Origin of the sequence: Mycobacterium kansasii ATCC 12478, assembly GCF_000157895.3 — a bacterium.
GTDB lineage: Bacteria > Actinomycetota > Actinomycetes > Mycobacteriales > Mycobacteriaceae > Mycobacterium > Mycobacterium kansasii.
Genome location: NC_022663.1, coordinates 2,649,439 through 2,672,333 on the forward strand (window position 1 = coordinate 2,649,439; position 22,895 = coordinate 2,672,333).

The following is a 22,895-nucleotide window of genomic DNA, read 5'->3' on the forward strand; positions in this document are numbered from 1 at the left end:
GGTCACTGTGCTAGCGTACCAAGCAAGTGCTTGCTCAGGTACCCGGGTTCCCGACAGGAAGTGCCAATTGACAATCACATGCGCCACCCTCGAGCCGGGCATAGTCGCGGTCACCGTCGACTACCCGCCCGTCAATGCCATCCCGTCACGCGGCTGGTTCGAACTCGCCGAGGCCATCACGGCCGCGGGCGCCGACCCCGAAACCCACGCGGTGATCCTGCGCGCCGAGGGCCGCGGCTTCAACGCCGGTGTGGACATCAAGGAAATGCAACGGACTCGAGCTTCTCAGGGGTACACCGCACTGATCGACGCCAACCGCGGCTGCTTTGCCGCGTTCCGCGCCGTCTACGAGTGCGCGGTGCCGGTGATCGCCGCCGTCAACGGATTCTGTGTGGGCGGCGGCATCGGTCTAGTCGGCAACTCCGATGTCATCGTGGCCTCCGACGACGCCAGGTTCGGGCTGCCGGAGGTGGAACGCGGGGCGCTCGGTGCCGCCACTCATCTGTCGCGGCTGGTGCCGCAGCACATGATGCGGCGGCTGTTCTTTACCGCCACCACGGTGGACGCCGCCACGTTGCATCACTTCGGCTCGGTGCACGAGGTGGTGCCCCGCGCCGAACTCGACGAGGCGGCCCTACGGGTGGCGCGTGACATCGCCGCCAAGGACACCCGGGTAATCCGCGCCGCCAAAGAGGCGCTGAACTTCATCGACGTGCAACGGGTCAACTCGAGTTACCGCATGGAACAAGGCTTTACCTTCGAGCTCAACCTGGCGGGGGTGTCCGACGAGCACCGCGACGCATTCGTGAGGAAGTCATAGCCGCCGGCGACCATGAAAGGGGTAACGATGAGGTGGGGGAACCACCCTCTTGCGGGGGAGAGCGGCGCATAGTGCTCGACAAGAGAACCACGCTCGACGACGCCGTCGCGCAGTTGCGCAGCGGCATGACCATCGGCATCGCCGGCTGGGGTTCGCGGCGCAAACCCATGGCTTTCGTGCGCGCCATGCTGCGCAGCGATGTCACCGACCTCACGGTGGTCACCTACGGCGGACCGGATCTGGGACTGCTGTGTGCGGCCGGGAAAGTCAAGCGGGTCTGCTACGGGTTCGTCTCGCTGGACTCGCCGCCGTTCTACGACCCCTGGTTCGCCAAGGCCCGGACCAGCGGCGCCATCGAGGCCCGGGAAATGGACGAAGGCATGCTGCGGTGCGGGCTGCAGGCGGCCGCCCAGCGGCTGCCGTTCCTGCCGATCCGCGCCGGCCTGGGCAGCTCGGTTCCTGACTTCTGGGAGGGCGAGTTGGCCACCGTGACCAGTCCCTACCCGGCCCCCGGAGGCGGGCACGAAACCCTTATCGCCATGCCGGCGCTGCGCCTGGACGCCGCCTTCGCCCACCTCAACCTCGGTGACTGCCACGGCAATGCGGCCTACACCGGCATCGATCCCTACTTCGACGACCTCTTTCTGATGGCCGCCGAGAAGCGGTTTCTGTCGGTCGAACGCATCGTCTCCACCGAGGAGCTGGTCAAAGCCGTTCCGCCGCAGGCCCTGCTGGTCAACCGGATGATGGTCGACGCAGTCGTCGAAGCGCCTGGCGGGGCCCACTTCACCACCGCCGCACCGGATTACGGCCGTGACGAGAAGTTCCAGCGGCACTATGCCGAGGCGGCGTCGACAGAGGACGGCTGGCGGGAGTTCGTCGCCACCTACCTTTCCGGCGGCGAAGACGACTACCAGGCCGCGGTACGCGAGTTTGGAGCATCTTCATGACCGCAGAAGTGATCAGTCGAGCCGACATCTGCGTGGTCGCCTGCGCCGAATTGTTCCGCGACGCGGGCGAGATCATGGTAAGCCCGATGACCACCATGGCCTCGGTCGGGGCGCGGCTGGCGCGGCTGACCTTCTCCCCGGACATCCTGCTCACCGACGGCGAGGCACAACTGCTCGCCGATACCCCCCCGCTCGGCAAGACCGGCGCCGTCGAAGGCTGGATGCCGTTCGGCCGGGTGTTCGAGACGCTGGCCTGGGGCCGACGGCATGTGGTGATGGGCGCCAACCAGGTTGACCGCTATGGCAATCAAAACATCTCAGCGTTCGGGCCGCTGCAGCACCCGACCCGGCAGATGTTCGGGGTCCGCGGTTCGCCCGGCAACACCATCAATCACGCCACCAGTTATTGGGTCGGCAACCACTCGAAGCGGGTGTTCGTCGACGCCGTCGACGTGGTCTCCGGCATCGGCTACGACAAGGTCGACCCCGGCAATCCGGCATTCCGGTTCGTCAACGTCTACCGGGTGGTGACCAACCTCGGCGTGTTCGACTTCGGGGGCCCGGACCACACCATGCGCGCAGTGTCCCTGCATCCCGGGGTATCGCCCGACGACGTCCGCGAAGCCACCTCATTCGAGGTGCACGGTCTCGGCGACACCGGCGAATCCCGGCTGCCGACCGATGACGAGCTGCGCCTGATCCGCGCAGCTATCGACCCGAAGTCGCTGCGCGACAAAGAAATTCGATCGTGAGATTGCGCACCCCACTCACCGAGCTGGTCGGCATCGAGCATCCGGTGGTGCAGACCGGCATGGGCTGGGTCGCAGGTGCCCGACTGGTGTCGGCCACGGCCAACGCGGGCGGCCTCGGCATCCTGGCGTCGGCCACCATGACCCTGGACGAATTGGCGACTGCCATCGGCAAAGTCAAGGCCGCCACGGACAAGCCGTTCGGGGTCAACATCCGCGCCGACGCCACCGACGCGCCGGACCGCGTCGAGTTGATGATCCGCGAGGGCGTCAAGGTCGCCTCCTTCGCCCTGGCGCCCAAACCCGAGTTGATTGCCCGGCTGAAAGAGGCCGGCGCAGTGGTCATCCCGTCGATCGGCGCGGCCAAACACGCCCACAAGGTCGCAGCCTGGGGAGCCGACGCGATGATCGTGCAGGGCGGCGAAGGTGGCGGCCACACCGGACCGGTGCCGACCACGCTATTGCTGCCGTCGGTCCTGGACGCCGTGCAGGGCACCGGCATTCCGGTGATCGCCGCGGGCGGTTTTTTCGACGGGCGCGGACTGGCCGCAGCGCTGGCCTATGGCGCGGCTGGGGTTGCTATGGGCACCCGGTTTCTGCTGACGTCGGATTCCACCGTGCCCGACGCGGTGAAACAGCGCTATCTTCAGGCCGCACTGGACAGCACCGTCGTCACCACCCGCGTCGACGGCATGCCGCACCGGGTGCTGCGCACCGGTCTGGTCGACAAGCTGGAAAGCGGCTCGCGGGTAAGGGGTTTCACCGCTGCGGTGCGAAACGCCGCCAAATTCAAGAAGATGTCGCGGATGAGCTGGCGATCGATGATCCGCGACGGCCTGGCCATGCGCCACGGCAAGGAATTGACCTGGTCGCAGGTGGTGATGGCGGCCAACACCCCGATGCTGCTCAAGGCCGGCCTGGTCGACGGCAACACCGAAGCGGGCGTGCTGGCCTCCGGTCAGGTGGCGGGGATTCTCGACGATTTGCCGTCGTGCGCGGAACTGATCGAGACGATCGTGCGTGACGCCGTCGCACGCCTGCGGGCAGCATCGGCGTTGGTCGCAGACTAATAGCATCTTCGGCCAGTCCTCGACACAGTTTGCATGATTATCATGCACGCTGACGCTCAAGTTGGGCGCTAACCTTGACAAGTGGCTGAAAGTCGGTTGGGCATTACCGCGTTGGACCAGCGCGTTGCGTTTCTCCTCTCGCAACTGGGTTCCTATAGTGATGCGGAGTTTCATCGCCGACTGGCTCCCACCGGAGTGGAACCGCGGTCCTATGCGGTGCTGTTGGCGCTGGCATCCGACGACGGTCAATCTCAGCGCCAGCTGTCAGCGCGATTGGGGATCCACCGCAACGTGATGGTGACCGTCATCGACGACCTGGAGCGCAGGCGGCTGGTCAAGCGGTTGCGGCACCCCGACGACCGGCGCGCATTCGCGGTTACCCTGACCGACAAGGGTCGTCGCCTGCTCCCGACTCTCGACGAATCGGGTCGGGAGCTCGACGAAGAGATGTCTGCGGCACTGTCGGCCAACGAACGCGCCACGCTCCGGAAGCTCTTGCAGCGCATGGCCGCCGGAGCCGGACTCATCCCAGGAGTTCACCCTCGAATGTCTGACCGCGGTTAACGGTTACCCATCGGATGCTGCCAGCTATCGGGCAGCCAGGTGCGCAACCAGCCTGGTACCTAGTACCGAGACCATCGCGTCAGCGTCTTGCACAATCGGCGTGACCGCCCGTGCATCGCGCGCATCGGCAGCAGCCAGCGTCAACCGCGCTCCGGAACTCCAGCGGCCGGCGTGTCACGGAGGGTGACGTGGTGTCCCGCGGCCAGCGCCAGCGCGGTCACCAGACGACCCGTCTGGCCGTTCCCTCTGAAGATCACCAGTTCCATAACTCGTCCGGCAGGTACGCATCTCTGATGATCGTCACATTTGGTGATGCCCTAATCGTGTGCAAGTGCCTTCGGTTGTTAATGCACCATTTGTGATCGTCACAATTAGTGATAGTCTATAGGCAGAGCGTTCCGATCTCGAGCGCATCGAGAACCGTAATCCCTTGGAGGCCAGATGAAGATCACCGTCTTCGGCGCCACCGGCGGCGTTGGCAAGCACCTGGTAACACAAGCGCTGCAGCGCGGTCATGCCGTCAATGCGGTGGTTCGTGATGCCGCCAGACTGCCGATCAGCAGCCCGGGGCTGTCGGTAAGCACCGTACCGGGACTGGAAGAACCAACGCTACTGCGGCCAGCGCTGCGGGGAAGCGACGCGGTGCTGTCCGCGGTCGGCCCGCGCGGCCGAAAAGACACTGCGGTGGCCGCCACCTGTACCCGCAGCATCGTGCGCGCCATGCAGGCCACCGGTGTCGAGCGACTGGTCGCGGTGAGTGCGGCTCCGGTCGGGCCGGTGCCCCCCGGCGAAAGTCTGCTCACGCGAGCGGTGGTCCTGCCGATCCTGACCACGGTGCTGCGCAGCGTCTATACCGACCTTGCCGAGATGGAAGCCGAGTTGGGGCGCAGCCACATAGCTTGGACCATCGTGCGGCCACCTAAACTCACTAACAAGCCGCTGACCGGAAGCTATCGGACGGTGTTGGGCGGCAACGTCCCTCGCGGCTCGGGGATATCTCGCGCCGACGTCGCGCACCTGATGCTGACCGCGCTGGATCAATCCGCGACGGTGCGGCAGGCCATTGGTATCGCCTACTAACAGAACGGAATTCCGCCCATGACACCCACCTATGTCGCTGTCACTCTGAGCGCTGTCGCGGCAAACGGTTTTTCCGGGGTAGCCGCTCTCCTTCACTTCAAGCCGATACTTCCCGGCATGGCCAGGGCCGGCGTCCCCGAGTCGTGGCTCACCTTCCCCATCGGCACCCTGAAGACCGCCGGCGCGATCGGCTTGGCGGTTGGCCTGGCCGGCCTGCGGCCGGTCGGTGTCGCCGCGGCTGTCGGGCTCGTCCTGTTCTTCGTGTGCGCCATCTACACACACCTGCTCGCCCGCGATTACAGCCCCCAGTTCGCCCTCGCCATCGGCTTCTTGACGCTCAACGTCACATCGCTGGCGTTGGTGCTCAACGGGCCGTGAATTGCGGCTGATCTGCGAAGACCCCGGCAATATCGCCGACCGCGCGTCAGCCGGCCGGATCCGCGCCGGTGGAGTAGTTGACGCGTGTCGACTACGCTACTTCAGCTATGTCGACCATCGGCACAGTAGACCAAGCGGCGTCCGACTCGTCCGCCCACCATGCCCTGCCCGATCCCGGGGAGTCGGTACCCAGGCTCGCGGTGCCAACCGTCGGGATCTTCCTGGCCGCGTTGACCGCTTTCGTGCTGTCGACGGTCGGCTACATCAACGGATGGTTGCCGTTCTGGGTGACAATTCCAATCAATGCCTCGGTGACCTTCGTCATGTTCACCGTCGTGCATGACGCGTCGCACTACTCGATCAGCTCGACCCGCTGGGTCAACGGGTTGTTCGGACGACTGGCGTGGCTTTTTGTCGGGCCGGTGGTCGCCTTCCCGTCGTTCGGGTACATCCACATCCAGCACCACCGGCACTCCAACGACGACGAACAGGACCCGGACACGTTCGCGTCGCACGGCTCGCCGTGGCTGCTGCCGCTGCGCTGGCCGATGGTCGAATACTTCTACCTCAAGTACTACCTGCCCCGGGCCCGCAGTCGACCCGTCGCCGAAGTCGCCGAGACGCTGGTGATGTTCACCTTGAGCATGGCCGGCCTTGCCGTCGCCATCGCCACCGGAAATTTCTGGACCCTTGCGGTGGTGTTCCTGATCCCGCAGCGCATCGGACTCACCGTGCTGGCATGGTGGTTCGACTGGCTGCCCCACCACGGGCTGGAGGACACCCAGCGCACCAACCGGTACCGGGCTACCCGCAACCGCGTGGGCGCAGAGTGGCTGTTCACCCCGGTGCTGCTGTCGCAGAACTACCACTTGGTGCACCATCTGCACCCGTCGGTGCCGTTCTACCGGTACCTGCGGACGTGGAAGCGCAACGAGGAGGCCTACCTGGAGCGCAATGCGGCGATCTCGACAGTCTTTGGCCAGCAACTGAATCCGGACGAGTTCCGGGAGTGGAAACAGCTCAACGGCCGGCTCGCCAAGCTGTTGCCGGTGCGGATGCCGGCCCGGTCCAGCTCCCCTCACGCGGTGTTGCACCGCATCCCGGTCGCCTCGGTCGACCCCATCACCGCCGACAGCACATTGGTGACTTTCGCGGTACCCGAAGCGCTGCAGGATGCGTTCCGCTTCGAGCCGGGCCAGCATGTGACCGTGCGTACCGACTCTGTCGGCCAAGAAGGCGGGCGGGGAGTTCGGCGCAACTACTCGATCTGCGCTCCGGCCACCCGTGCTCAGTTGCGGATCGCCGTGAAACACATTCCCGGAGGCGCCTTTTCGACGTTCGTGGCCAACGACCTCAAGGCCGGCGACGTGCTCGAGCTGATGACTCCGACCGGCCGGTTCGGCACCCCGCTGCACCCGCTGAACCGCAAGCACTACGTGGGCCTGGTGGCCGGCAGCGGGATCACCCCGGTGCTGTCCATCCTGGCGACGACGCTGGAGATCGAGACCGAGAGCCGGTTCACGCTGATCTACGGCAACCGCACCAGGGAATCGACGATGTTCCGGGCGGAGCTCGACCGCCTGGAATCACGCTACGCCGACCGCCTGGAGGTGCTGCATGTGCTGTCCAGCGAGCCGTTGCACACTCCCGAACTGCGGGGCCGCATCGACGCGGAAAAGCTCAACAAGTGGCTGACCGGCAACCTGCAGCCGGACAGCGTCGACGAGTGGTTCATCTGCGGCCCGATGGAAATGACCGTCGCGGTCCGCGAGTCGCTGGTCGAACATTGCGTAGACCCCGAACACATTCACCTCGAGCTGTTCTACGGCTACGACACGTCCGAGGCCCCCGAACGTTCGTACGAAGCTGCGACCGTCACCTTCACTTTGTCCGGACAGACCGCGACGTTCGACCTGGTGCCTGGTGACTCGATTTTGGAAGGGGCGTTGCAGGTACGCGACGATGCACCGTACGCCTGCATGGGCGGCGCGTGCGGAACCTGCCGGGCCAAGCTGATCGACGGCAACGTCGAGATGGACCACAACTTCGCTCTCGGCCAGGCCGAGCTGGACGCCGGTTATATCTTGACCTGCCAGTCGCACCCGACCACACCGTTCGTATCCGTCGACTACGACCGCTAGCATTTCCCGGGATACTTATTTAGTTAATAGCTTAACTCTTTAAAGGTTAAGCTATTATCTTCAAATGGATAGTCTGAAGAATCACGCTTTACTTCGGGCCACGGTGATTGGCGACGTCGTCGGGTCCCGCCGTGCCGCTGACCGGTCGGCGCTGCACAGACGCACCGCAACGGCTTTGCAGCAGGTCGCCGACGGCAGCATCGACGCACCGGCGTTCACCGTCGGCGACGAGTTCCAGGGCAGCTACCCTACCGTCGGCGCTGCCATCGACGCCGCCATGCGAGTGCGGTTGCTGCTGGCACCCGAGGTCGACGTCCGTTTCGGGATCGGGTGGGGCGCGATTACGATCCTCGACTCGGACGCTGGGATCCAGGACGGCCCGGCGTGGTGGGCAGCGCGAGACGCCATCAGGCATACCGCCGACATCCAGCAGCGGCCCGGCTTTGCGCTGGTGCGGACCACATTTCGGGCGCCGGATAACGCCCGCTCTGATGTCGCGGCGGTCAACGCGGCCCTGATTTGTCGGGACCATCTGCTTGGATCGCTCGATGAAAGGTCATTGCGGATTGTGAGGGGTTTGATGGACGGGCTGACCAAGAAGGAACTCGCCGTGGCCGAGGGTATCAGCGCGTCGGCGGTGTCCCAGCGCACAAGCCGTGCCGGTTTGGACCTGATTATCCTTGCGTCCCAATATCTTCGGAGCATCACGTGAGCGCCGTCGCTGTTCTGCTGATCGCCGTCGGCATCGCCGACGGCTGGCGGCGATTATCGAGGGCGGTGTGGCCGCCGCTGGTCACCGGACCGGCGGTGGTCGTGGCCTGCGCGGCGCTGTGCGGGCTGTGGCACGCCCGCGACATCGTGCCCCTGGGGTTGGCGGTGCTGGCGGCGGTGGCCTGGGAGGTGTCGTGCCTGCGCAGCGAGCGCACCGGCAGGCACCAGCGTCCCGCGCTGACCGTCATGGTGGTCGCTCTTGCGGTGCTCATCATCCTGTCCGGGTTGGGATCTCACGCGGGTGGCGTTGCCGCCCGCTGGGCTCACTGGGTGGCCCTGCCGTTGGGCACCGTCACGCCCACTCGGCTGCTGATGGTCGTCGGCGTGGTGCTGCTCCAGCTGGCGACCGGCAATCAATTGATCCGCTTAGTGCTCGGCGCGGTGGGAGCCGTGCGTCCGGCAGGTCAGCCGCAGCCCTCGGACAAGCTGAAGGGCGGCCGGGTGCTGGGTCCCATGGAGCGCCTGCTGATCCTCAGCCTCGGCCTGGGCGGGCAGGTGGGGGCCGCCGGGGCGGTCGTTGCGGCGAAGGGTCTTATTCGGTTTCCCGAACTGAGCGCGCAGAAGGGCCGCAATGGGGAGGTTGGCATAGACGAGGTGACCGAATACTTCTTGGTGGGCAGCTTCGCGAGTTGGTTGCTAGCCCTCGGGGGTATGGCCTTGATCCTGGCCACGCGCTAAGCGGTTGACATTGACGCGTTGACGCGTCACGGATTTCACGCTCGGCGGCTCATCGGCGCCATCCGGCTGCCTGCATGGCCGCAACCACGCGGCCGATGAACGTGCCCTGCCGATAACGCAGCAGCTTGTTGCTGACCCGGATAATCGTCCAGCCCAGGTCATGCAATGCGGTATAGCGGTCGATGTCCCGGTCGCGCTGCTCGGGGTCGGTCCAGTGCTGCGGCCCGTCGTACTCGATGCCCACCCGCAACTCCTCATAACCCTTATCGATGCGGCGCGCTCGTACATCGCGCGCATGGCCCGCTCCGGAATGGCCGCCGCGGCAGATGCCGCTGCACCCAAGAACGGCCAATCGGGTTCGCTCATGGGCGACTGACAGCACCCACCGACAACCCCGACAGCCCGCCGACTGTACACTCCGCGACTCGACACACGCCGACGAAGCGTCGCGTGGTTCACACTCGGCGCCCCGAGGGGCGTACTCGCCGAGAAGACCTTCGCCGTGCGGCTGAGAATGACGATTTTCGGCAATACCCGAAGTAGTGCTCCGAGTCGTCGTATTCTCACGGGTATAGGGCCAGCCCCACTACGTAAAATCACTCTGAGCGTGGAGGTCCACAATCATGAATTTCATGATGTTGCCACCGGAGATCAATTCGTTGCGAATGTATTGCGGCGCCGGTTCAGGGCCGATGCTCGAGGCTGCGGCCGGATGGAGCGGGCTGGCCGAGGAGCTGGAGGCCGCGGCGGGGTCATTTTCGTCGGTGACCTCTGCACTGGCGTGTCAGGCGTGGCAGGGCCCGGCGGCAGCGGCGATGGCGGCTGCCGCGGCGCCGTATGCCGGCTGGTTGAACGCAGCTTCGGCCCAAGCCGCGAATGCCGCCGGACAAGCGCAGGCGGTGGTCAGCGCGTTTGAGGCGGCCCAAGCCGCGATGATCCATCCGCTCCTGGTGGCGGCCAACCGCAATACATTCGTGCGGTTGGTGATGTCCAACCTGTTTGGCTTCAACGCGCCGGCGATTGCGGCCGCCGAATTCCAGTACGAGGAGATGTGGGCGCAGGACGTGGCCGCGATGGTGGGATATCACGGTGGCGTGTCAGCGGCAGCTGCACAGTTGGCGTCGCCGGCGCAGGCGCTGCAGAACCTGCCGGGGCTGGCCGCGAATGCGGCGGCGAATGCGGCGGCGGACCTCGGCTTCGGCAATCTCGGCTGGGACAACGTGGGCTTCTTCAACAGCGGCGTCGGAAACTTCGGCATTTTCAACAACGGCCAGCACAACGTCGGCGCTTACAACAAAGGCGACAACAACGTCGGCGTTGGCAACAACACCCCGGACAAAGGCTACTGCGCGCCCAACGGCCAAAGGTATGACGCCAAGACAACCTTCGACGGAAACTTCGGCGCGGGCAACTTCGGCCACGGCAACGTCGGCGCCTTCAACAACGGCGTCGGCAACTCGGGCATCGGCAACGTGGGCGACGGCAACGCGGGCTTGCTCGGCTTCGCAAGCGGGTGGAACACCGGCAACAGCAATTCGGGCTTCCTCAACATCGGTAGCAACGACATTGGCCTCAGCAACTACGGGAACAGCAACGTCGGCTTCAACAACCAGGGGAACGGAAACATCGGCGGCTTCAACCTGGGGGACCAAAACATCGGCTACGGGATCACCGGCGACAACATGGTGGGTATCGGCATCCCAGGCACCGGCGTCCAGTTCGCCTTCCCCCGCTGAGTTTCCCCGGTCGATCGCGTGCCCGCATGCCTCGCGGGCGGTTGGTCGCCACCGATCACGTCCATTGCCGGCGCTGCTCAGCCAGGAATGGGTGTCAAAGCCGTTGTGGGACAACTGGTTCGCAGAACCCTCGACGTCCCGTGGCCGCAAGCGGGCGCATTGCCGTGGCGACGCCGAGCGCCGAGCGTGCGTCCCACGAAGCGTCGCGTGGTTAACAGTCGGCGCCCCGCAGGCTACAGGCGCTCGATGATCGTCACGTTAGCCGTGCCGCCGCCCTCGCACATGGTCTGCAACCCATATCGACCACCGACGCGCTCGAGCTCGTTGAGCATGGTGGTGAACAGCTTTGCGCCGGTGGCTCCCAACGGATGACCCAGCGCGATCGCACCGCCGTTGGGATTGACCTTTTCCGGGTCGGCCTTGATTTCCTTGAGCCAGGCCAAGACAACCGGTGCGAACGCCTCGTTGATTTCCACGACGTCGATGTCGTCGATGGAAAGCCCGGTCTTCTCCAGCGCATAGCGGGTGGCCGGTATCGGGCCTGTCAGCATGAACACCGGATCGGCACCGCGTGCACTGATGTGGTGAATACGCGCCCGCGGGGTCAAGTTGTGGTCCTTGACGGCTCGCTCGGACGCCAGCAGCACCGCGCTGGCGCCGTCGGAGATCTGGCTGGCCAGCGCGGCGGTAAGCCGGCCGCCGTCGACGAGGGTCGGCAGTCCGGCCATTTTTTCCAGCGATGTCTCACGAGGTCCCTCGTCGAGGCGGAAGTCGCCCACCGCCACGATCTCGTTGTCGAAATGCCCTGCCCTGATTGCGGATAGCGCATGCTCGTGGCTGCTGAGCGCGAACCGCTCCATCTCTTCACGGGACAGGTTCCACCGCTCGGCGATCATTTCGGCGCCGCGGAACTGCGAGATCTCCTCGTCGCCGTAGCGGTGCTGCCACCCCTTCGACTCGGCAGTCGGCGAGCTGAAACCGAACTGCTTGCCGACCTCCATGGCCGAAGAGATCGGGATCTGACTCATGTTCTGGATTCCGCCGGCCACGATGATGTCGGCCGTCTGCGCCATAATCGCTTGCGCCCCAAAGGAAATCGCCTGCTGACTGGAACCGCATTGCCGGTCGACGGTGACACCCGGAACCTCTTCCGGATACCCCGCGGCCAGCCACGCCAGCCGGCCGATGTTGCCGGCCTGTCCGCCGACGGCGTCCACACAACCGACGATCACATCCTCGACCGCGGCCGGGTCGACGTCGACGCGCTCGAACAAGCCTCGGAATACGCCGGCCCCCAGGTCGAGCGGATGCACGCCCGCGAGTGCTCCATTGCGCTTGCCGACCGCTGTCCGCACGGCCTCAACGACGTACGCCTCGGGCATGTCATACTCCTTCTCTCGTGATCCCGCCAAGAACGATGGCGAGGTAGTTCAGACCCACCTGCTCGGCGGTGAGCGGTCCGCCGGGCTGATACCAGCGCACCGACACCCAAGTGGTGTCCCGGATGAAGCGGTAGACCAAGTCGACATCGAGGTCGGGCCGGAAGTAGCCCTCCGCGATGCCTTGCTTGAGCACCTCCACCCACATCTTGCGTTGCTGCTTGTTGCGGTCCTCGAGATAGGAGAACCGGGGCTGCGACGACAGTCGCTGCGCTTCGTCCTGGTAGATGACGACTTGGGCGTGCCTATGCTCGATTGCCTCGAACGACGCCATGAACAGCCCCTTGAGCCGTTCCAGCGGATTGGGCTCGGTGTCCACGATTTCGCGGTAGCGATTGAACAGCCAGTCGAGGAACCCGCGCAGCAGCTCGTCGACCATCTCCTCCTTGGAGGAGAAATGGTGATACAGGCTGCCGGAGAGAATGCCGGCACCGTCGGCGATGTCGCGCACGGTGGTGGCGCGCAGGCCGCGCTCGGCGAACATTGCCGCGGCAAGCTCCAGCAACTCGTCTCGCCGGCTAATAGCCTGACCGGCCACTCGGTCCATCCGACCAGACTATCAACCAAGCGCTTGCTCGGCCAACGAGGTCCGCGCTGCGTGTTCGACCGGAAGGGTTTCTTCTCACATTCGCGCATGCCTGTTCGGGCAGTTCGGGCGAAACCCGCCGGTGACGCGTGTCGTCGTCGTAGTGTTCTGGCGTTGCCCGGCGTAGCCGACGCTTGATGCCTGTCCATGGAGGTCAGATGACGAATTTCACGGTGTTGCCGCCGGAGATCAATTCGTTGCGGATGTTCGGCGGTGCCGGGTCTGCGCCGATGCTTTCGGCCGCGGCGGCCTGGGACGGTTTGGCCGGCGAATTGGAGTCGGCGGCGGAGTCGTTTGCGTCTGTGACCGCGGGCCTGGCGGAGCAGGCCTGGCAGGGTCCGGCCGCGGCGGCGATGACCGCCGCGGCGGCTCCGTATGCGGGATTTCTCAGCGCCGCCTCGGCTCAGGCCGCCGCAGCGGCCGGGCAAGCCCAGGCGGTGGTGGCCGCCTTTGAGACCGCACACGCGGCCATGATTCACCCGGTGGCGGTGGCGGCCAACCGAAATGTGTTCGTGCAGTTGGTGATGTCGAACCTGTTGGGGCAAAACGCGCCGGCGATCGCGGCGACCGAAAGCGTCTATGAGCAGATGTGGGCCCAGGACGTGGCGGCGATGTTCGGGTATCACTCCGGGGCGTCGTCAGCGGCGGCATCGCTGATCCCGTTGCCGGCCAGCCTGCAACAGTTTCTGGCCGGCCTGCCCAGTGTGGGCCTGGGCAACAAGGGCAACGCCAACCTGGGCAGCGGCAACACCGGCGGCCAAAACCTCGGCAGCGGCAACAGCGGTTTCGGCAACATCGGCGGCGGCAACCGGGGCAACGACAACACCGGCAGCGGCAACATCGGCAACGGCAACTTCGGTGCGGGAAACCGCTATAACGGCAACATCGGCTTCGGGAATATCGGCAACCCCGCCACCAGCCCGAATCCCGGCCATAACGTGGGCATGGGTAACGTCGGCAACACCAACTGGGGCTTCGGCAATAACGGAGACGGAAACATCGGTGGCGGCAACGCCGGCAGCAACAACATCGGCGGCGGCAACACCGGTAGCGGCAACTTCGGCTTCGGCAACAGCGGTAGCAACAACATCGGGATCGGGCTCACCGGCAACAATCAGGTGGGCATCAACTTGCCCGGCCTGTTGAACTCCGGCAGCGGCAACGTCGGCATCGGCAACTCCGGCACCAACAATATCGGCTTCTTCAACTCCGGTAACGGCAACATCGGCGCCTTCAACACCGGAAGCAATACCACCAATCCCGGTCATCTGAACAGCTTCGGCTTCGGCAACTCCGGCAGCGGCAACCTCGGTATCGGAAATTCGGGCGCCGGCAATACCGGCTTCGGAAACAACGGCCAACTCAACACTGGCTTTGGGAACGGGGGCTCCGCGAATACCGGCTTCAGCAACTCGGGCGACCTCAATACCGGCTTCTGGGACTCGGGCAGCTTCAATACGGGCAGCGGGAATTCGGGCAGCTTCAATACGGGCAGCGGGAATTCCGGCAACGTCAACACCGGCTTCGGGTCGACTACCGACACCGGCCTCACCAACTCGGGCTTCAACAACACCGGAACCCTAAGCTCCGGATTCTTCAATACCGCCACCGGCGGTGGCACGCCGGGCCGTATGTCGGGCTTCTTCAACACGGCCAGCGGCGGCACCGGGCAGAGCGGCGTGACCTCGGGCATCGGAAACACCGGCATCCCGGGCGTCCTGGGTCCCACGATCAGCGGCAGGAACTCCGGCTTTTTCAACGTGGGCACTGCCGTATCGGGCATCTTCAATTTGAGCCGGTTGTTGCCGTAACGAAGCCGGTAGGCGACGGGGTTTCCGTAGCTTCTCTTGGGCTGCAATGACTTAACGCCATCCAACTGGCGTTGGCGACCCAGAATACCCGGAGAGTCGTAACAGACCCAAAGCGCCGCGCGCATCGATCTCGCCGATCAACGACGCCAAGGCCGGCCGGCTTGCCTGAAAACCCCTTCTCCACCGCGCAATTGGCGTAGCATCCGTGAATTGCTCGATTCCATTAGGTGATCGGTCGCGTCGGGGGCGGCCGAGTGGAAACGTGTTGGAGGTCGACATGGTCAATTTTCCGATGCTGCCGCCCGAGATCAATTCGTTGCTGATGTTCAACGGTGCCGGTTCGGCGCCGATGTTGCAGGCGGCTACGGCGTGGGCCGGGTTGGCCGATGAACTTGGGGCAGCTGCGGATTCGTTTGCGTCGGTGACCTCGGGGCTGGTCGGTCAGGCTTGGCAGGGCCCGGCGTCGGCGGCGATGACGGCCGCGGCCGCGCCGTACGCGGGGTGGCTGAGCGCGGCGTCGGCGCAGGCCGCCGGAGCAGCGGCCCAGGCACAGACGGTAGCCGGCGCATTCGAAGCGGCGCAGGCGGCCACGATTCATCCGCTGTCGGTGGCGGCCAACCGCAATGCGTTCGTGCAACTGGTCCGTTCGAATTTCCTGGGGCTCTTCGGCCCGGCGATCGCCGCCGCCGAGGCCCAATATGAGGCGATGTGGGCCGCCGACGTCTCGGCGATGACGGGCTATCAGGCCGGCGCGGCGGCAGCCGCCGCCGGATTGAACCCCTTCGAGCAGTTGTTGGCGCTCTTACCCAACATCGGCATCGGCAACAAGGGCGGCACCGGCAACATCGGCAACGGCAACACCGGCACCGCCAACGTCGGTAGCGGAAACACCGGCAGCGGAAACGTCGGCAGCGGCAACGGCAGCTCCGCCATAGCGAGCAGCGGAAACATCGGCAATGGAAACCAGGGCAACAACAACTTCGGCAGCGGGAACTTCGGCAACCAAAACATCGGCTTCGGCAACACCGGCGAGCCCGCCACCAGTTCGAATCCCGGTGTGAACCTGGGCATGGGCAACTTCGGAAATGGAAACGTCGGCGTCGGAAACATCGGCAACGAGAACATCGGCGGCGGCAATACCGGCATCGGAAACCTCGGCGCTGGCAACAACGGGATCCGCAACTTCGGCTTCGGAAACACCGGTAACAACAACATCGGGATCGGGCTCACCGGCAACAATCAGGTCGGCATCAACCTGCCCGGCCTGCTGAACTCCGGCAGCGGCAACATCGGCATCGGCAACTCCGGCACCAACAACATCGGCTTCTTCAACTCCGGCAACGGCAACGTGGGCATCTTCAACGCGAGCCCGACGCCGTCCACCAGCCCAGGCAACTTCGGCATCGGAAACGCAGGCGTCGGCAACGTCGGCCTTTTCAACTCCTACATCGGCAACTTCGGCCTCGGCAACAGCGGCTTGCTGAACACCGGCCTCTTCAACTCGGGTGAATTGAACACCGGCTTCGAGAACGGCGGGACCCTCAACACGGGCTCGTGGAATTCGGGCGACGGCAACACCGGCTCCGGCAACTCGGGCGAGACCAACACCGGTTTCTGGAATTCGGGCGATGTGAACACCAGCATCGGGTCGACCACCGACAGCGGCCTGGTCAACTCCGGTTTCAACAACACCGGCGATGGTGTCTCGGGCTTCTTCAACTCTGCGACCGGCACTGCCGCCGGCGCCATCTCGGGCTTCTTCAACCAGGCCAGCGGAGGATCAGTATTCAACGGTGCTATCTCCGGCATCGGCAACGCCGGCGTCCCGAGTACGGGCCCCACGGTGAGCGGCTTCGACACTGGCTTCTTCAACACCGGCACCGCTCTGTCTGGCTTGTTCAGTATCGACCAACTGTTGAAACAACTGACGTAGCCGGACAGATCGGCCGGGCATCCCGAATCGGCTATCGGCGCGCAGGGTCATGATGATTCGAGATGCCTTATCCGCCTGGCAGTACGAGGTGACGCGGGCGGCCGGCGTCTCGGCGATGCCGGGCTATCAGGCCGGTGCGGCGACAGCGGGCTGAACCCCTTCGAGCACTGCTACAAGACGCGCGACGCACCCTCCTCGAGACAATGGCTTGGCTGCGCCGCACACGCCGACATTGTCGCTAGGAGCGGTTGTGTGGCTGCGCCCCGGTGTGGGAGAGGGAAATCGCGTGCTGGTGCGGTTGGGTCGGCGGCTGGAGGCACCGACTGTGCGCTGATGGCGCCGAGTGTGCGCTGGCGGCGCCGACTGCGACGTGAGGGCGGCCGATCGTGGACGTTACCGCCCTACCTGCACAGTCAAAGCCGCCACCGCACACTCGAGCGGCGGCATGGCAGCCGATACGGTGAGCACGTGCGACGTCCCCCGATCACCAACCCGCCTACGGGTGCTGGTTCGACACCGAAATAACCTCGCCCGTAAGGTAACTCGAATAATCACTGGCCAGAAACGCGATGGTGGCCGCGACTTCCCAGGGTTCGGCGGCACGGCCGAACGCCTCTCGGGCGGACAGCCGGTCCAGCAGTTCGGCCGAGGTGGTCTTGTCCAGGAACTTGTGCCGGGCGATGCTGGGCGAGACGGCGTTGATCCGAACCCCGTACTCGGCGGCTTCTATTGCACTGCAACGGGTGAGCGCCATCACGCCCGCTTTGGCGGCGGCATAGTGCGCCTGCGAGTGTTGGGCTCGCCAGCCGAGAACGCTGGCGTTGTTGACGATCACTCCGCCGTGCGGGGCGTCGCGGAAGTAACGCAGCGCGGCCCGGGTGGCCCGGAACACCGACGTCAGGGAGACGTCGAGGACGCGGTCCCACTCGTCGTCGGTCATGTCCGCCACCGGCGTCTGGCCACCGAGGCCGGCGTTGTTGACCAGCACGTCGAGTCGGTCCATCCGTGCGGTGGTCGAGTCGATGAGGGCATCCACCTGCACACTGGACGTCACGTCGCACAGCACACTTTCGACCCGGCCGAGGCCCAGCGCGGCCAGTTCGGCGGCGGTCTCCCCCAGCCGTCGCTCATGGTGGTCGGAGATCACCACGTCGGCCCCCTCGGCAAGCGCGCGGCGCGCGGTGGCCGAGCCGATGCCGGTACCCGCAGCCGCGGTCACCACCACCACTTTGCCGTCCAAAAGTCCATGTCCGGGAATCTCTTTCGGCGCGACGGATAAATTCATCCCTTGACCTCCCGCGGCAAGCCGAGCACCCGCTCGGCAATGATGTTGCGCTGAATCTCGTTGGAACCGCCGTAGATGGTGTCGGCCCGGGTGAACAGATACAGCCGCTGCCATTCGTCGAATTCACCGTCGGTCAACGCGAGGCCCGGCTTGCCCACCACATCCATCGCCAGCTCCCCGAGCGAGCGATGCCAGTTGGCCCACAACAACTTCGACACGTTGTCCGGACCGGGCTGCTCGACGGCCGGCGCTTCCAAGGTGGCCAGCGCGTAGCTGCGCATCGCCCGCAGTCCGGTCCACGCCCGGGTCAGCCGCTCCCGGATGAACGGGTCATCGGCGGCGCCGGTGCGTTGCGCGAGCTCGACCAACCGCGAAAGCTCGCGGGCATAGACGATTTGCTGGCCCAGCGTGGACACGCCGCGCTCAAATGTCAGCGTCGCCATCGCAACCCGCCACCCGTCGCCCGGCCGGCCCACCACCATGCCGGCGTCGGTGCGCGCGTCGTCGAAGAACACCTCGTTGAACTCCGACGTGCCGGTGATCTGGACGATCGGCCGGATCTGCACCCCGGGCTGATCCAGCGGCACCAGCAGATACGACAGCCCGGCATGCCGCTTGGAGCCCTTCTCGGTGCGCGCCACCACGAAGCACCACTGCGACAGGTGCGCCAGTGACGTCCACACCTTCTGGCCGTTGATCACCCACTGGTCGCCGTCGAGCTCCGCGGCGGTCGAAACGTTGGCCAGGTCACTGCCCGCACCCGGCTCCGAATAGCCTTGGCACCACAACTCGGTGACGTCGAGAATGCGCGGGAGGAAGCGCTGCTGCTGTTCGGGCGTCCCGAACGCGATCAGGGTCGGCCCCAGCAACTCTTCGCCGAAGTGGTTGACCTTGACCGGAGCGTCGGCGCGCGCGTACTCCTCGTAGAACGCCACCCGGTGCGCGGTCGGCAGTCCCCGTCCACCGTGTTCGACCGGCCAGCCCAAACAGGTGAGCCCGGCGGCCGCAAGATGCTGATTCCATGCCCGGCGTTCTTCGAACGCCTCGTGCTCGCGTCCCGGCCCGCCGAGTCCCTTGAGAGCTGCGAATTCGCCGACCAGATTGTCCGTGAGCCATCGGCGGACCTCGGCCCGGAACTCCTCGACGTCCTGCATGACCTGTAGGCTAACCTACCAAGCACTTGCTTTGTTAGGCCGCTGGTGAAGGGCGCCGCGTGCCGCTTAGAGGAGCATCCGATGACCGACGATCCGCGTACCGTGCCCGCGGCACTGGATCGTCTCGCGGGCATGTTCCCCGACCACGACGTCTTGATCACCGACGACCGGAGCTTCACGGCTACCACCCTGCGTGCCGAGGTGCACCGGGCCGCGTCGGCGCTGATCGCACTGGGAGTCGAGCCCGGCGATCGGGTGGCCATCTGGTCGCCGAACACCTGGCACTGGGTGGTGGCCTGCCTGGCGATACATCACGCCGGGGCGGCCATGGTGCCCCTGAACACCCGCTACACCGCCGAAGAGGCCGGCGACATCCTGAGCCGCACGCGGGCGCCGGTGCTGTTCGCGATGGGCCGGTTCCTCGGCGCCGACCGGGTCGCCGGCCTGGATCTGAACTCTCAAGCACTGCCCGCGCTTCGGCACATCGTGCGGATTCCGATCGAGGCCGACGATCCTGTCCGCGGCACCTGGGACGAGTTCATCGCTCAAGGCACCGACACCCAGGCCGTCGAGCTGCGCGCGGCCGCCGTCACGCCCAACGACGTCAGCGACATCCTGTTCACCTCCGGCACCACCGGCCGCAGCAAGGGCGTGCTCTGTGCGCACCGGCAATCGCTCGCAGCCTCGGCGTCGTGGGCCGCCAACGGCAAGATCACCGGCGACGACCGCTATCTGTGCATCAACCCGTTCTTCCACAACTTCGGATACAAGGCCGGCATCCTGGCCTGCCTGCAGACCGGGGCGACGTTGATCCCGCACCTGACGTTCGATCCGCTGCGGACCCTGCAGGCGATCGAGCAGCACCGCATCACGGTGTTGCCCGGACCGCCCACCATCTACCAGACCCTGCTGGACCATCCGGCGCGCCGCAACTACGACCTGACCTCGCTGCGGTTCGCGGTGACCGGCGCGGCCACCGTGCCGGTGGTGCTGGTGGAACGCATGCAGTCCGAACTCGACATCGACATCGTGTTGACCGCCTACGGCCTGACCGAGGCCAACGGCATGGGAACGATGTGCCGCCCCGACGACGACGCGGTGACCGTCGCCACCACCTGCGGGCGGCCGTTTGCCGGCTTCGAATTGCGTATCGATGCCGAAACCGGCTCTGAGACAGGAGAAGTGCTGTTGCGCGGGCCCAACGTCATGCTGGGCTATCTCGACGACCCGGAGGCAACGGCGACCGCCATCGACTCCGACGGCTGGTTGCACACCGGCGACATCGGTGCCGTCGACGAGGCCGGCAACCTGCGCATCACCGACCGGCTCAAGGACATGTACATCTGCGGTGGATTCAACGTCTACCCCGCCGAGGTCGAACAGGTGCTGGCCCGGTTGGACGGAGTGGCCGACGCCGCGGTGATCGGTGTTCCCGACCAGCGCCTCGGCGAAGTCGGCCGAGCCTTCGTGGTGCCCCGGCCCGGGGCCAACCTCGACGAAGCGACGGTGATCGCCTACACCCGTGAACATTTGGCGAACTTCAAGGCACCACGATCGGTGCGGTTCGTCGATGCCTTGCCCCGCAACGCCGGCGGCAAGGTGGTCAAATCACAACTGCGAGAGTTGGCGTGAATGGACCTGGCATTCGATGAGGAAACCCTGGCCTTTCAGGCCGAGGTGCGCGAGTTTCTGTCAGCCAATGAAGACTCGATCCCGACGAAGTCCTACGACAACGCGGAAGGCTTTGCCCAGCATCGGATTTGGGATCGGGTACTGTTCGACGCAGGACTGTCGGTGATCACCTGGCCGAAAAAGTACGGCGGCCGCGATGCGCCGCTGCTGCACTGGGTGGTGTTCGAGGAGGAGTACTTCCGCGCCGGTGCGCCGGGTCGGGCCAGCGCCAACGGCACCTCGATGCTGGCGCCGACCCTGTTCGCTCACGGCACTCAGCAGCAGCTGGACCGAATTCTGCCGAAAATGGCCAGCGGCGAGCAGATCTGGGCCCAGGCCTGGTCGGAGCCCGAGTCCGGCAGCGACCTGGCTTCACTGCGGTCCACCGCCACCAAGACCGAGGGCGGCTGGCTGCTCAACGGTCAGAAGATCTGGAGCTCACGGGCGCCGTTCGCCGACATGGGCTTTGGGCTGTTTCGGTCCGATCCGTCGGCCGAGCGGCATCGCGGCCTGACCTACTTCATGTTCGACTTGAAGGCACCGGGCGTCACGGTGCGGCCCATCGTGCAATTGGGCGGCGATACCGGCTTCGGTGAGATCTTTCTCGACGACGTCTTCGTGCCCGACGAGGACGTCATCGGCACCCCGAACGACGGTTGGCGTGCGGCCATGAGCACGTCGAGCAACGAGCGCGGCATGTCGTTGCGCAGCCCGGCCCGCTTCCTGGCGGTGGCCGAGCGGCTGGTGCAACTGTGGAAGGTCAACGGCTCCCCACCGGAATTCGCCGACCGCGTCGCCGACGGGTGGATCAAGGCGCAGGCCTATCGGCTGCAGACCTTCGGCACGGTCACCCGGCTCGCCGGCGGCGGCGAGCTGGGCGCCGAATCGTCGGTGACCAAGGTGTTCTGGTCCGAGCTCGACGTCGAATTGCATCAAACCGCGCTGGACATCCTGGCCGCAGACGCAGAACTGGCCGGCCCGTGGACCGACGGCCTGTTGTTCGCCCTGGGCGGACCAATCTATGCGGGCACCAACGAGATCCAGCGCAACATCATTTCGGAACGGCTGCTGGGCCTGCCACGAGAGAAGAAGTGACCGTGGACTTTGCGCTTGATCAACAACAACGTGATTTCGCCGCCAGCATCGACGCGGCACTGGGCGCAGCGGATCTGCCCGGCGCGGTTCGCGCCTGGTCGGCGGGCGATGCGGCGCCCGGCCGCAAGGTGTGGCAGCAATTGGCCAACCTTGGCGTCACCGCACTCAACGTGCCGGAGAAGTTCGACGGTCTGGCAGCCGATCCGGTGGACCTGGTGGTCGCGCTGGAACGGCTCGGCCGCTGGTGTGTGCCCGGCCCGGTCACCGAATCCATCGCCGTTGCACCGGTTTTGCTCGCCAATGACGATCAGGCCGAGCGCTGCGCCGGCCTGGCCGCCGGTGAGCTGATCGCCACCGTCGCACTACCACCGCAGGTGCCGCGCGCCGTCGACGCCGACACCGCCGGTCTGGTGTTACTGGCCGGTGAGGCCGGTGTCGCCGAAGGCACGCCGGGCCAGCGCCATGCGTCCGTCGACCCCAGCCGTCACCTCTACGACGTGGCGGCGGCCGGCCCAAACGTCCAAGCCTGGCAAGCAGACATCAAGCGCGCCTACGAATTCGGCGTACTGGCTACGGCGGCACAACTGGTAGGTGCCGCCGAAGCACTGCTGAGCGCGGCCGTCGACTATGCCAAGCAGCGGACGCAGTTCGGCCGGGTCATCGGCTCATATCAGGCGATCAAGCACAAACTCGCCGACGTCCACATCGCAGTCGAACTGGCGCGTCCGCTGGTTTACGGCGCGGCGTTGTCGCTGCAGCCTCGCGACGTCAGCGCCGCCAAGGTGGCCGCGGGTGAGGCGGGTCTGCTGGCGGCCCGCTCGGCGTTGCAGACTTACGGCGCTATCGGATTCACCCAGGAACACGACCTGTCGCTGTGGCTGCTGAAGGTGCAGGCGTTGCGGTCGGCCTGGGGTACACCGGAGGTACATCGGCGGCGAGTGCTGGAGGCGTTATGACCCGCGCCGGCGACGACGCGGTGGGGGT

Annotated in this window: 19 protein-coding genes and 2 pseudogenes; 16 read left to right on the plus strand and 5 right to left on the minus strand. The window is 65.7% G+C overall.

Annotation, left to right across the window (positions count from 1 at the left end; genetic code table 11):
- Positions 1–67 precede the first annotated feature (67 nt).
- The 10 genes from echA20 (at position 68) to MKAN_RS11425 (ending at position 9,201) form a co-directional block, all read left to right on the plus strand.
- The gene (gene echA20 / locus MKAN_RS11380) at positions 68–820 is read left to right on the plus strand and encodes a (7aS)-7a-methyl-1,5-dioxo-2,3,5,6,7,7a-hexahydro-1H-indene-carboxyl-CoA hydrolase (protein ID WP_023368430.1); all 753 of its coding nucleotides are present in this window, start codon (positions 68–70) and stop codon (positions 818–820) included.
- A 71-nt stretch (positions 821–891) separates the two neighbouring features.
- Positions 892–1,770, plus strand: a complete 879-nt coding sequence (ipdA, locus tag MKAN_RS11385) for a cholesterol ring-cleaving hydrolase subunit IpdA (RefSeq protein ID WP_023368431.1) — start codon at positions 892–894, stop codon at positions 1,768–1,770.
- Entirely contained in the window at positions 1,767–2,522 is a 756-nt protein-coding gene (gene ipdB, locus MKAN_RS11390) for a cholesterol ring-cleaving hydrolase subunit IpdB (RefSeq protein ID WP_023368432.1), read from the plus strand. The genes ipdA and ipdB overlap by 4 nt, the downstream gene beginning before the upstream one ends.
- Positions 2,519–3,589 carry a (3aS,4S,5R,7aS)-5-hydroxy-7a-methyl-1-oxo-octahydro-1H-indene-4-carboxyl-CoA dehydrogenase gene (gene ipdC, locus MKAN_RS11395; protein WP_023368433.1) on the plus strand — a complete coding sequence of 357 codons (1,071 nt, stop codon included), beginning with the start codon at positions 2,519–2,521 and terminating at the stop codon, positions 3,587–3,589. The genes ipdB and ipdC overlap by 4 nt, the downstream gene beginning before the upstream one ends.
- Positions 3,590–3,670: 81 nt before the next feature.
- Positions 3,671–4,153 (plus strand): MarR family winged helix-turn-helix transcriptional regulator, encoded by a 483-nt coding sequence (locus MKAN_RS11400; protein WP_023368434.1) that lies wholly within the window; start codon positions 3,671–3,673, stop codon positions 4,151–4,153.
- A gap of 441 nt (positions 4,154–4,594) precedes the next feature.
- Positions 4,595–5,233 carry an NAD(P)-dependent oxidoreductase gene (locus tag MKAN_RS11405; protein WP_023368436.1) on the plus strand — a complete coding sequence of 213 codons (639 nt, stop codon included), beginning with the start codon at positions 4,595–4,597 and terminating at the stop codon, positions 5,231–5,233.
- Between the two features lie 18 nt (positions 5,234–5,251).
- Positions 5,252–5,611 carry a DoxX family protein gene (locus tag MKAN_RS11410; protein WP_023368437.1) on the plus strand — a complete coding sequence of 120 codons (360 nt, stop codon included), beginning with the start codon at positions 5,252–5,254 and terminating at the stop codon, positions 5,609–5,611.
- Between the two features lie 107 nt (positions 5,612–5,718).
- On the plus strand, positions 5,719–7,752 hold the full coding sequence (locus MKAN_RS11415; protein WP_023368438.1) for a fatty acid desaturase: 2,034 nt from the start codon (positions 5,719–5,721) through the stop codon (positions 7,750–7,752).
- Between the two features lie 64 nt (positions 7,753–7,816).
- Positions 7,817–8,464, plus strand: a complete 648-nt coding sequence (locus MKAN_RS11420) for a SatD family protein (protein WP_023368439.1) — start codon at positions 7,817–7,819, stop codon at positions 8,462–8,464.
- Positions 8,461–9,201 carry a hypothetical protein gene (locus MKAN_RS11425; protein WP_023368440.1) on the plus strand — a complete coding sequence of 247 codons (741 nt, stop codon included), beginning with the start codon at positions 8,461–8,463 and terminating at the stop codon, positions 9,199–9,201. Before MKAN_RS11420 ends, MKAN_RS11425 begins: the two co-directional genes overlap by 4 nt.
- A 49-nt stretch (positions 9,202–9,250) precedes the next feature.
- On the opposite strand, the pseudogene MKAN_RS29620 reads toward MKAN_RS11425, so the two are convergent.
- Positions 9,251–9,475, minus strand: a pseudogene (locus tag MKAN_RS29620) (DUF559 domain-containing protein); the annotation flags it as partial.
- Positions 9,476–9,824: 349 nt separating this feature from the next.
- Between MKAN_RS29620 and MKAN_RS11435 the strand changes: the two are divergent.
- Positions 9,825–10,913, plus strand: a pseudogene (locus MKAN_RS11435) (PPE family protein); the annotation flags it as partial.
- Positions 10,914–11,170: 257 nt separating this feature from the next.
- Here MKAN_RS11435 and fadA6 read toward each other — a convergent pair.
- Both fadA6 and kstR2 read right to left on the minus strand, forming a co-directional pair.
- Positions 11,171–12,319, minus strand: coding sequence for a steroid 3-ketoacyl-CoA thiolase FadA6 (gene fadA6, locus MKAN_RS11440; protein WP_023368443.1), 1,149 nt, complete (start codon positions 12,317–12,319; stop codon positions 11,171–11,173).
- Between the two features lies 1 nt (position 12,320).
- Positions 12,321–12,923, minus strand: a complete 603-nt coding sequence (gene kstR2 / locus MKAN_RS11445; RefSeq protein WP_023368444.1) for a TetR family transcriptional regulator KstR2 — start codon at positions 12,921–12,923, stop codon at positions 12,321–12,323.
- A 197-nt stretch (positions 12,924–13,120) separates the two neighbouring features.
- Between kstR2 and MKAN_RS11450 the strand changes: the two genes are divergently transcribed.
- Together MKAN_RS11450 and MKAN_RS11455 are read left to right on the plus strand one after the other, a co-directional pair.
- Positions 13,121–14,773, plus strand: a complete 1,653-nt coding sequence (locus MKAN_RS11450) for a PPE family protein (RefSeq protein WP_023368445.1) — start codon at positions 13,121–13,123, stop codon at positions 14,771–14,773.
- A 277-nt stretch (positions 14,774–15,050) separates the two neighbouring features.
- Complete coding sequence (locus tag MKAN_RS11455) at positions 15,051–16,706, plus strand: PPE family protein (RefSeq protein WP_036396062.1); 1,656 nt, start codon at positions 15,051–15,053, stop codon at positions 16,704–16,706.
- A gap of 496 nt (positions 16,707–17,202) precedes the next feature.
- Here the strand turns inward: MKAN_RS11455 and ipdF are convergent, their stop codons facing one another.
- Positions 17,203–17,991: a (5R,7aS)-5-hydroxy-7a-methyl-1-oxo-2,3,5,6,7,7a-hexahydro-1H-indene-carboxyl-CoA reductase gene (ipdF, locus tag MKAN_RS11460; protein WP_023368448.1), complete on the minus strand. Its 789-nt coding sequence runs from the start codon at positions 17,989–17,991 to the stop codon at positions 17,203–17,205.
- On the minus strand, positions 17,988–19,145 hold the full coding sequence (ipdE1, locus tag MKAN_RS11465; RefSeq protein ID WP_023368449.1) for an acyl-CoA dehydrogenase IpdE1: 1,158 nt from the start codon (positions 19,143–19,145) through the stop codon (positions 17,988–17,990). Before ipdE1 ends, ipdF begins: the two co-directional genes overlap by 4 nt.
- Before the next feature lie 81 nt (positions 19,146–19,226).
- On the opposite strand from ipdE1, the gene fadD3 reads away from it, so the two are divergent.
- Genes fadD3 through MKAN_RS11480 form a run of 3 tightly spaced genes read left to right on the plus strand, consistent with a single transcriptional unit; the run spans position 19,227 to position 22,867 of the window.
- The gene (gene fadD3, locus MKAN_RS11470) at positions 19,227–20,777 is read left to right on the plus strand and encodes a 3-((3aS,4S,7aS)-7a-methyl-1,5-dioxo-octahydro-1H-inden-4-yl)propanoate--CoA ligase FadD3 (protein ID WP_023368450.1); all 1,551 of its coding nucleotides are present in this window, start codon (positions 19,227–19,229) and stop codon (positions 20,775–20,777) included.
- Positions 20,778–21,911, plus strand: a complete 1,134-nt coding sequence (locus MKAN_RS11475) for an acyl-CoA dehydrogenase family protein (RefSeq protein WP_023368451.1) — start codon at positions 20,778–20,780, stop codon at positions 21,909–21,911.
- Positions 21,908–22,867 carry an acyl-CoA dehydrogenase family protein gene (locus MKAN_RS11480; protein WP_023368452.1) on the plus strand — a complete coding sequence of 320 codons (960 nt, stop codon included), beginning with the start codon at positions 21,908–21,910 and terminating at the stop codon, positions 22,865–22,867. The genes MKAN_RS11475 and MKAN_RS11480 overlap by 4 nt, the downstream gene beginning before the upstream one ends.
- Positions 22,868–22,895: the final 28 nt, after the last annotated feature.

Bases quoted from the DNA above. Each gene is read 5' to 3' on its own strand.
- ipdB (WP_023368432.1), top strand. From the start codon at position 1,767: ATGACCGCAGAAGTGATCAGTCGAGCCGACATCTGCGTGGTCGCCTGC.
- MKAN_RS11405 (WP_023368436.1), top strand. From the start codon at position 4,595: ATGAAGATCACCGTCTTCGGCGCCACCGGCGGCGTTGGCAAGCACCTG.
- MKAN_RS11410 (WP_023368437.1), top strand. From the start codon at position 5,252: ATGACACCCACCTATGTCGCTGTCACTCTGAGCGCTGTCGCGGCAAAC.
- MKAN_RS11415 (WP_023368438.1), top strand. From the start codon at position 5,719: ATGTCGACCATCGGCACAGTAGACCAAGCGGCGTCCGACTCGTCCGCC.
- MKAN_RS11420 (WP_023368439.1), top strand. From the start codon at position 7,817: ATGGATAGTCTGAAGAATCACGCTTTACTTCGGGCCACGGTGATTGGC.
- fadA6 (WP_023368443.1), bottom strand. From the start codon at position 12,319: ATGCCCGAGGCGTACGTCGTTGAGGCCGTGCGGACAGCGGTCGGCAAG.
- kstR2 (WP_023368444.1), bottom strand. From the start codon at position 12,923: ATGGACCGAGTGGCCGGTCAGGCTATTAGCCGGCGAGACGAGTTGCTG.
- MKAN_RS11450 (WP_023368445.1), top strand. From the start codon at position 13,121: ATGACGAATTTCACGGTGTTGCCGCCGGAGATCAATTCGTTGCGGATG.
- MKAN_RS11455 (WP_036396062.1), top strand. From the start codon at position 15,051: ATGGTCAATTTTCCGATGCTGCCGCCCGAGATCAATTCGTTGCTGATG.
- ipdF (WP_023368448.1), bottom strand. From the start codon at position 17,991: ATGAATTTATCCGTCGCGCCGAAAGAGATTCCCGGACATGGACTTTTG.
- ipdE1 (WP_023368449.1), bottom strand. From the start codon at position 19,145: ATGCAGGACGTCGAGGAGTTCCGGGCCGAGGTCCGCCGATGGCTCACG.
- fadD3 (WP_023368450.1), top strand. From the start codon at position 19,227: ATGACCGACGATCCGCGTACCGTGCCCGCGGCACTGGATCGTCTCGCG.
- MKAN_RS11475 (WP_023368451.1), top strand. From the start codon at position 20,778: ATGGACCTGGCATTCGATGAGGAAACCCTGGCCTTTCAGGCCGAGGTG.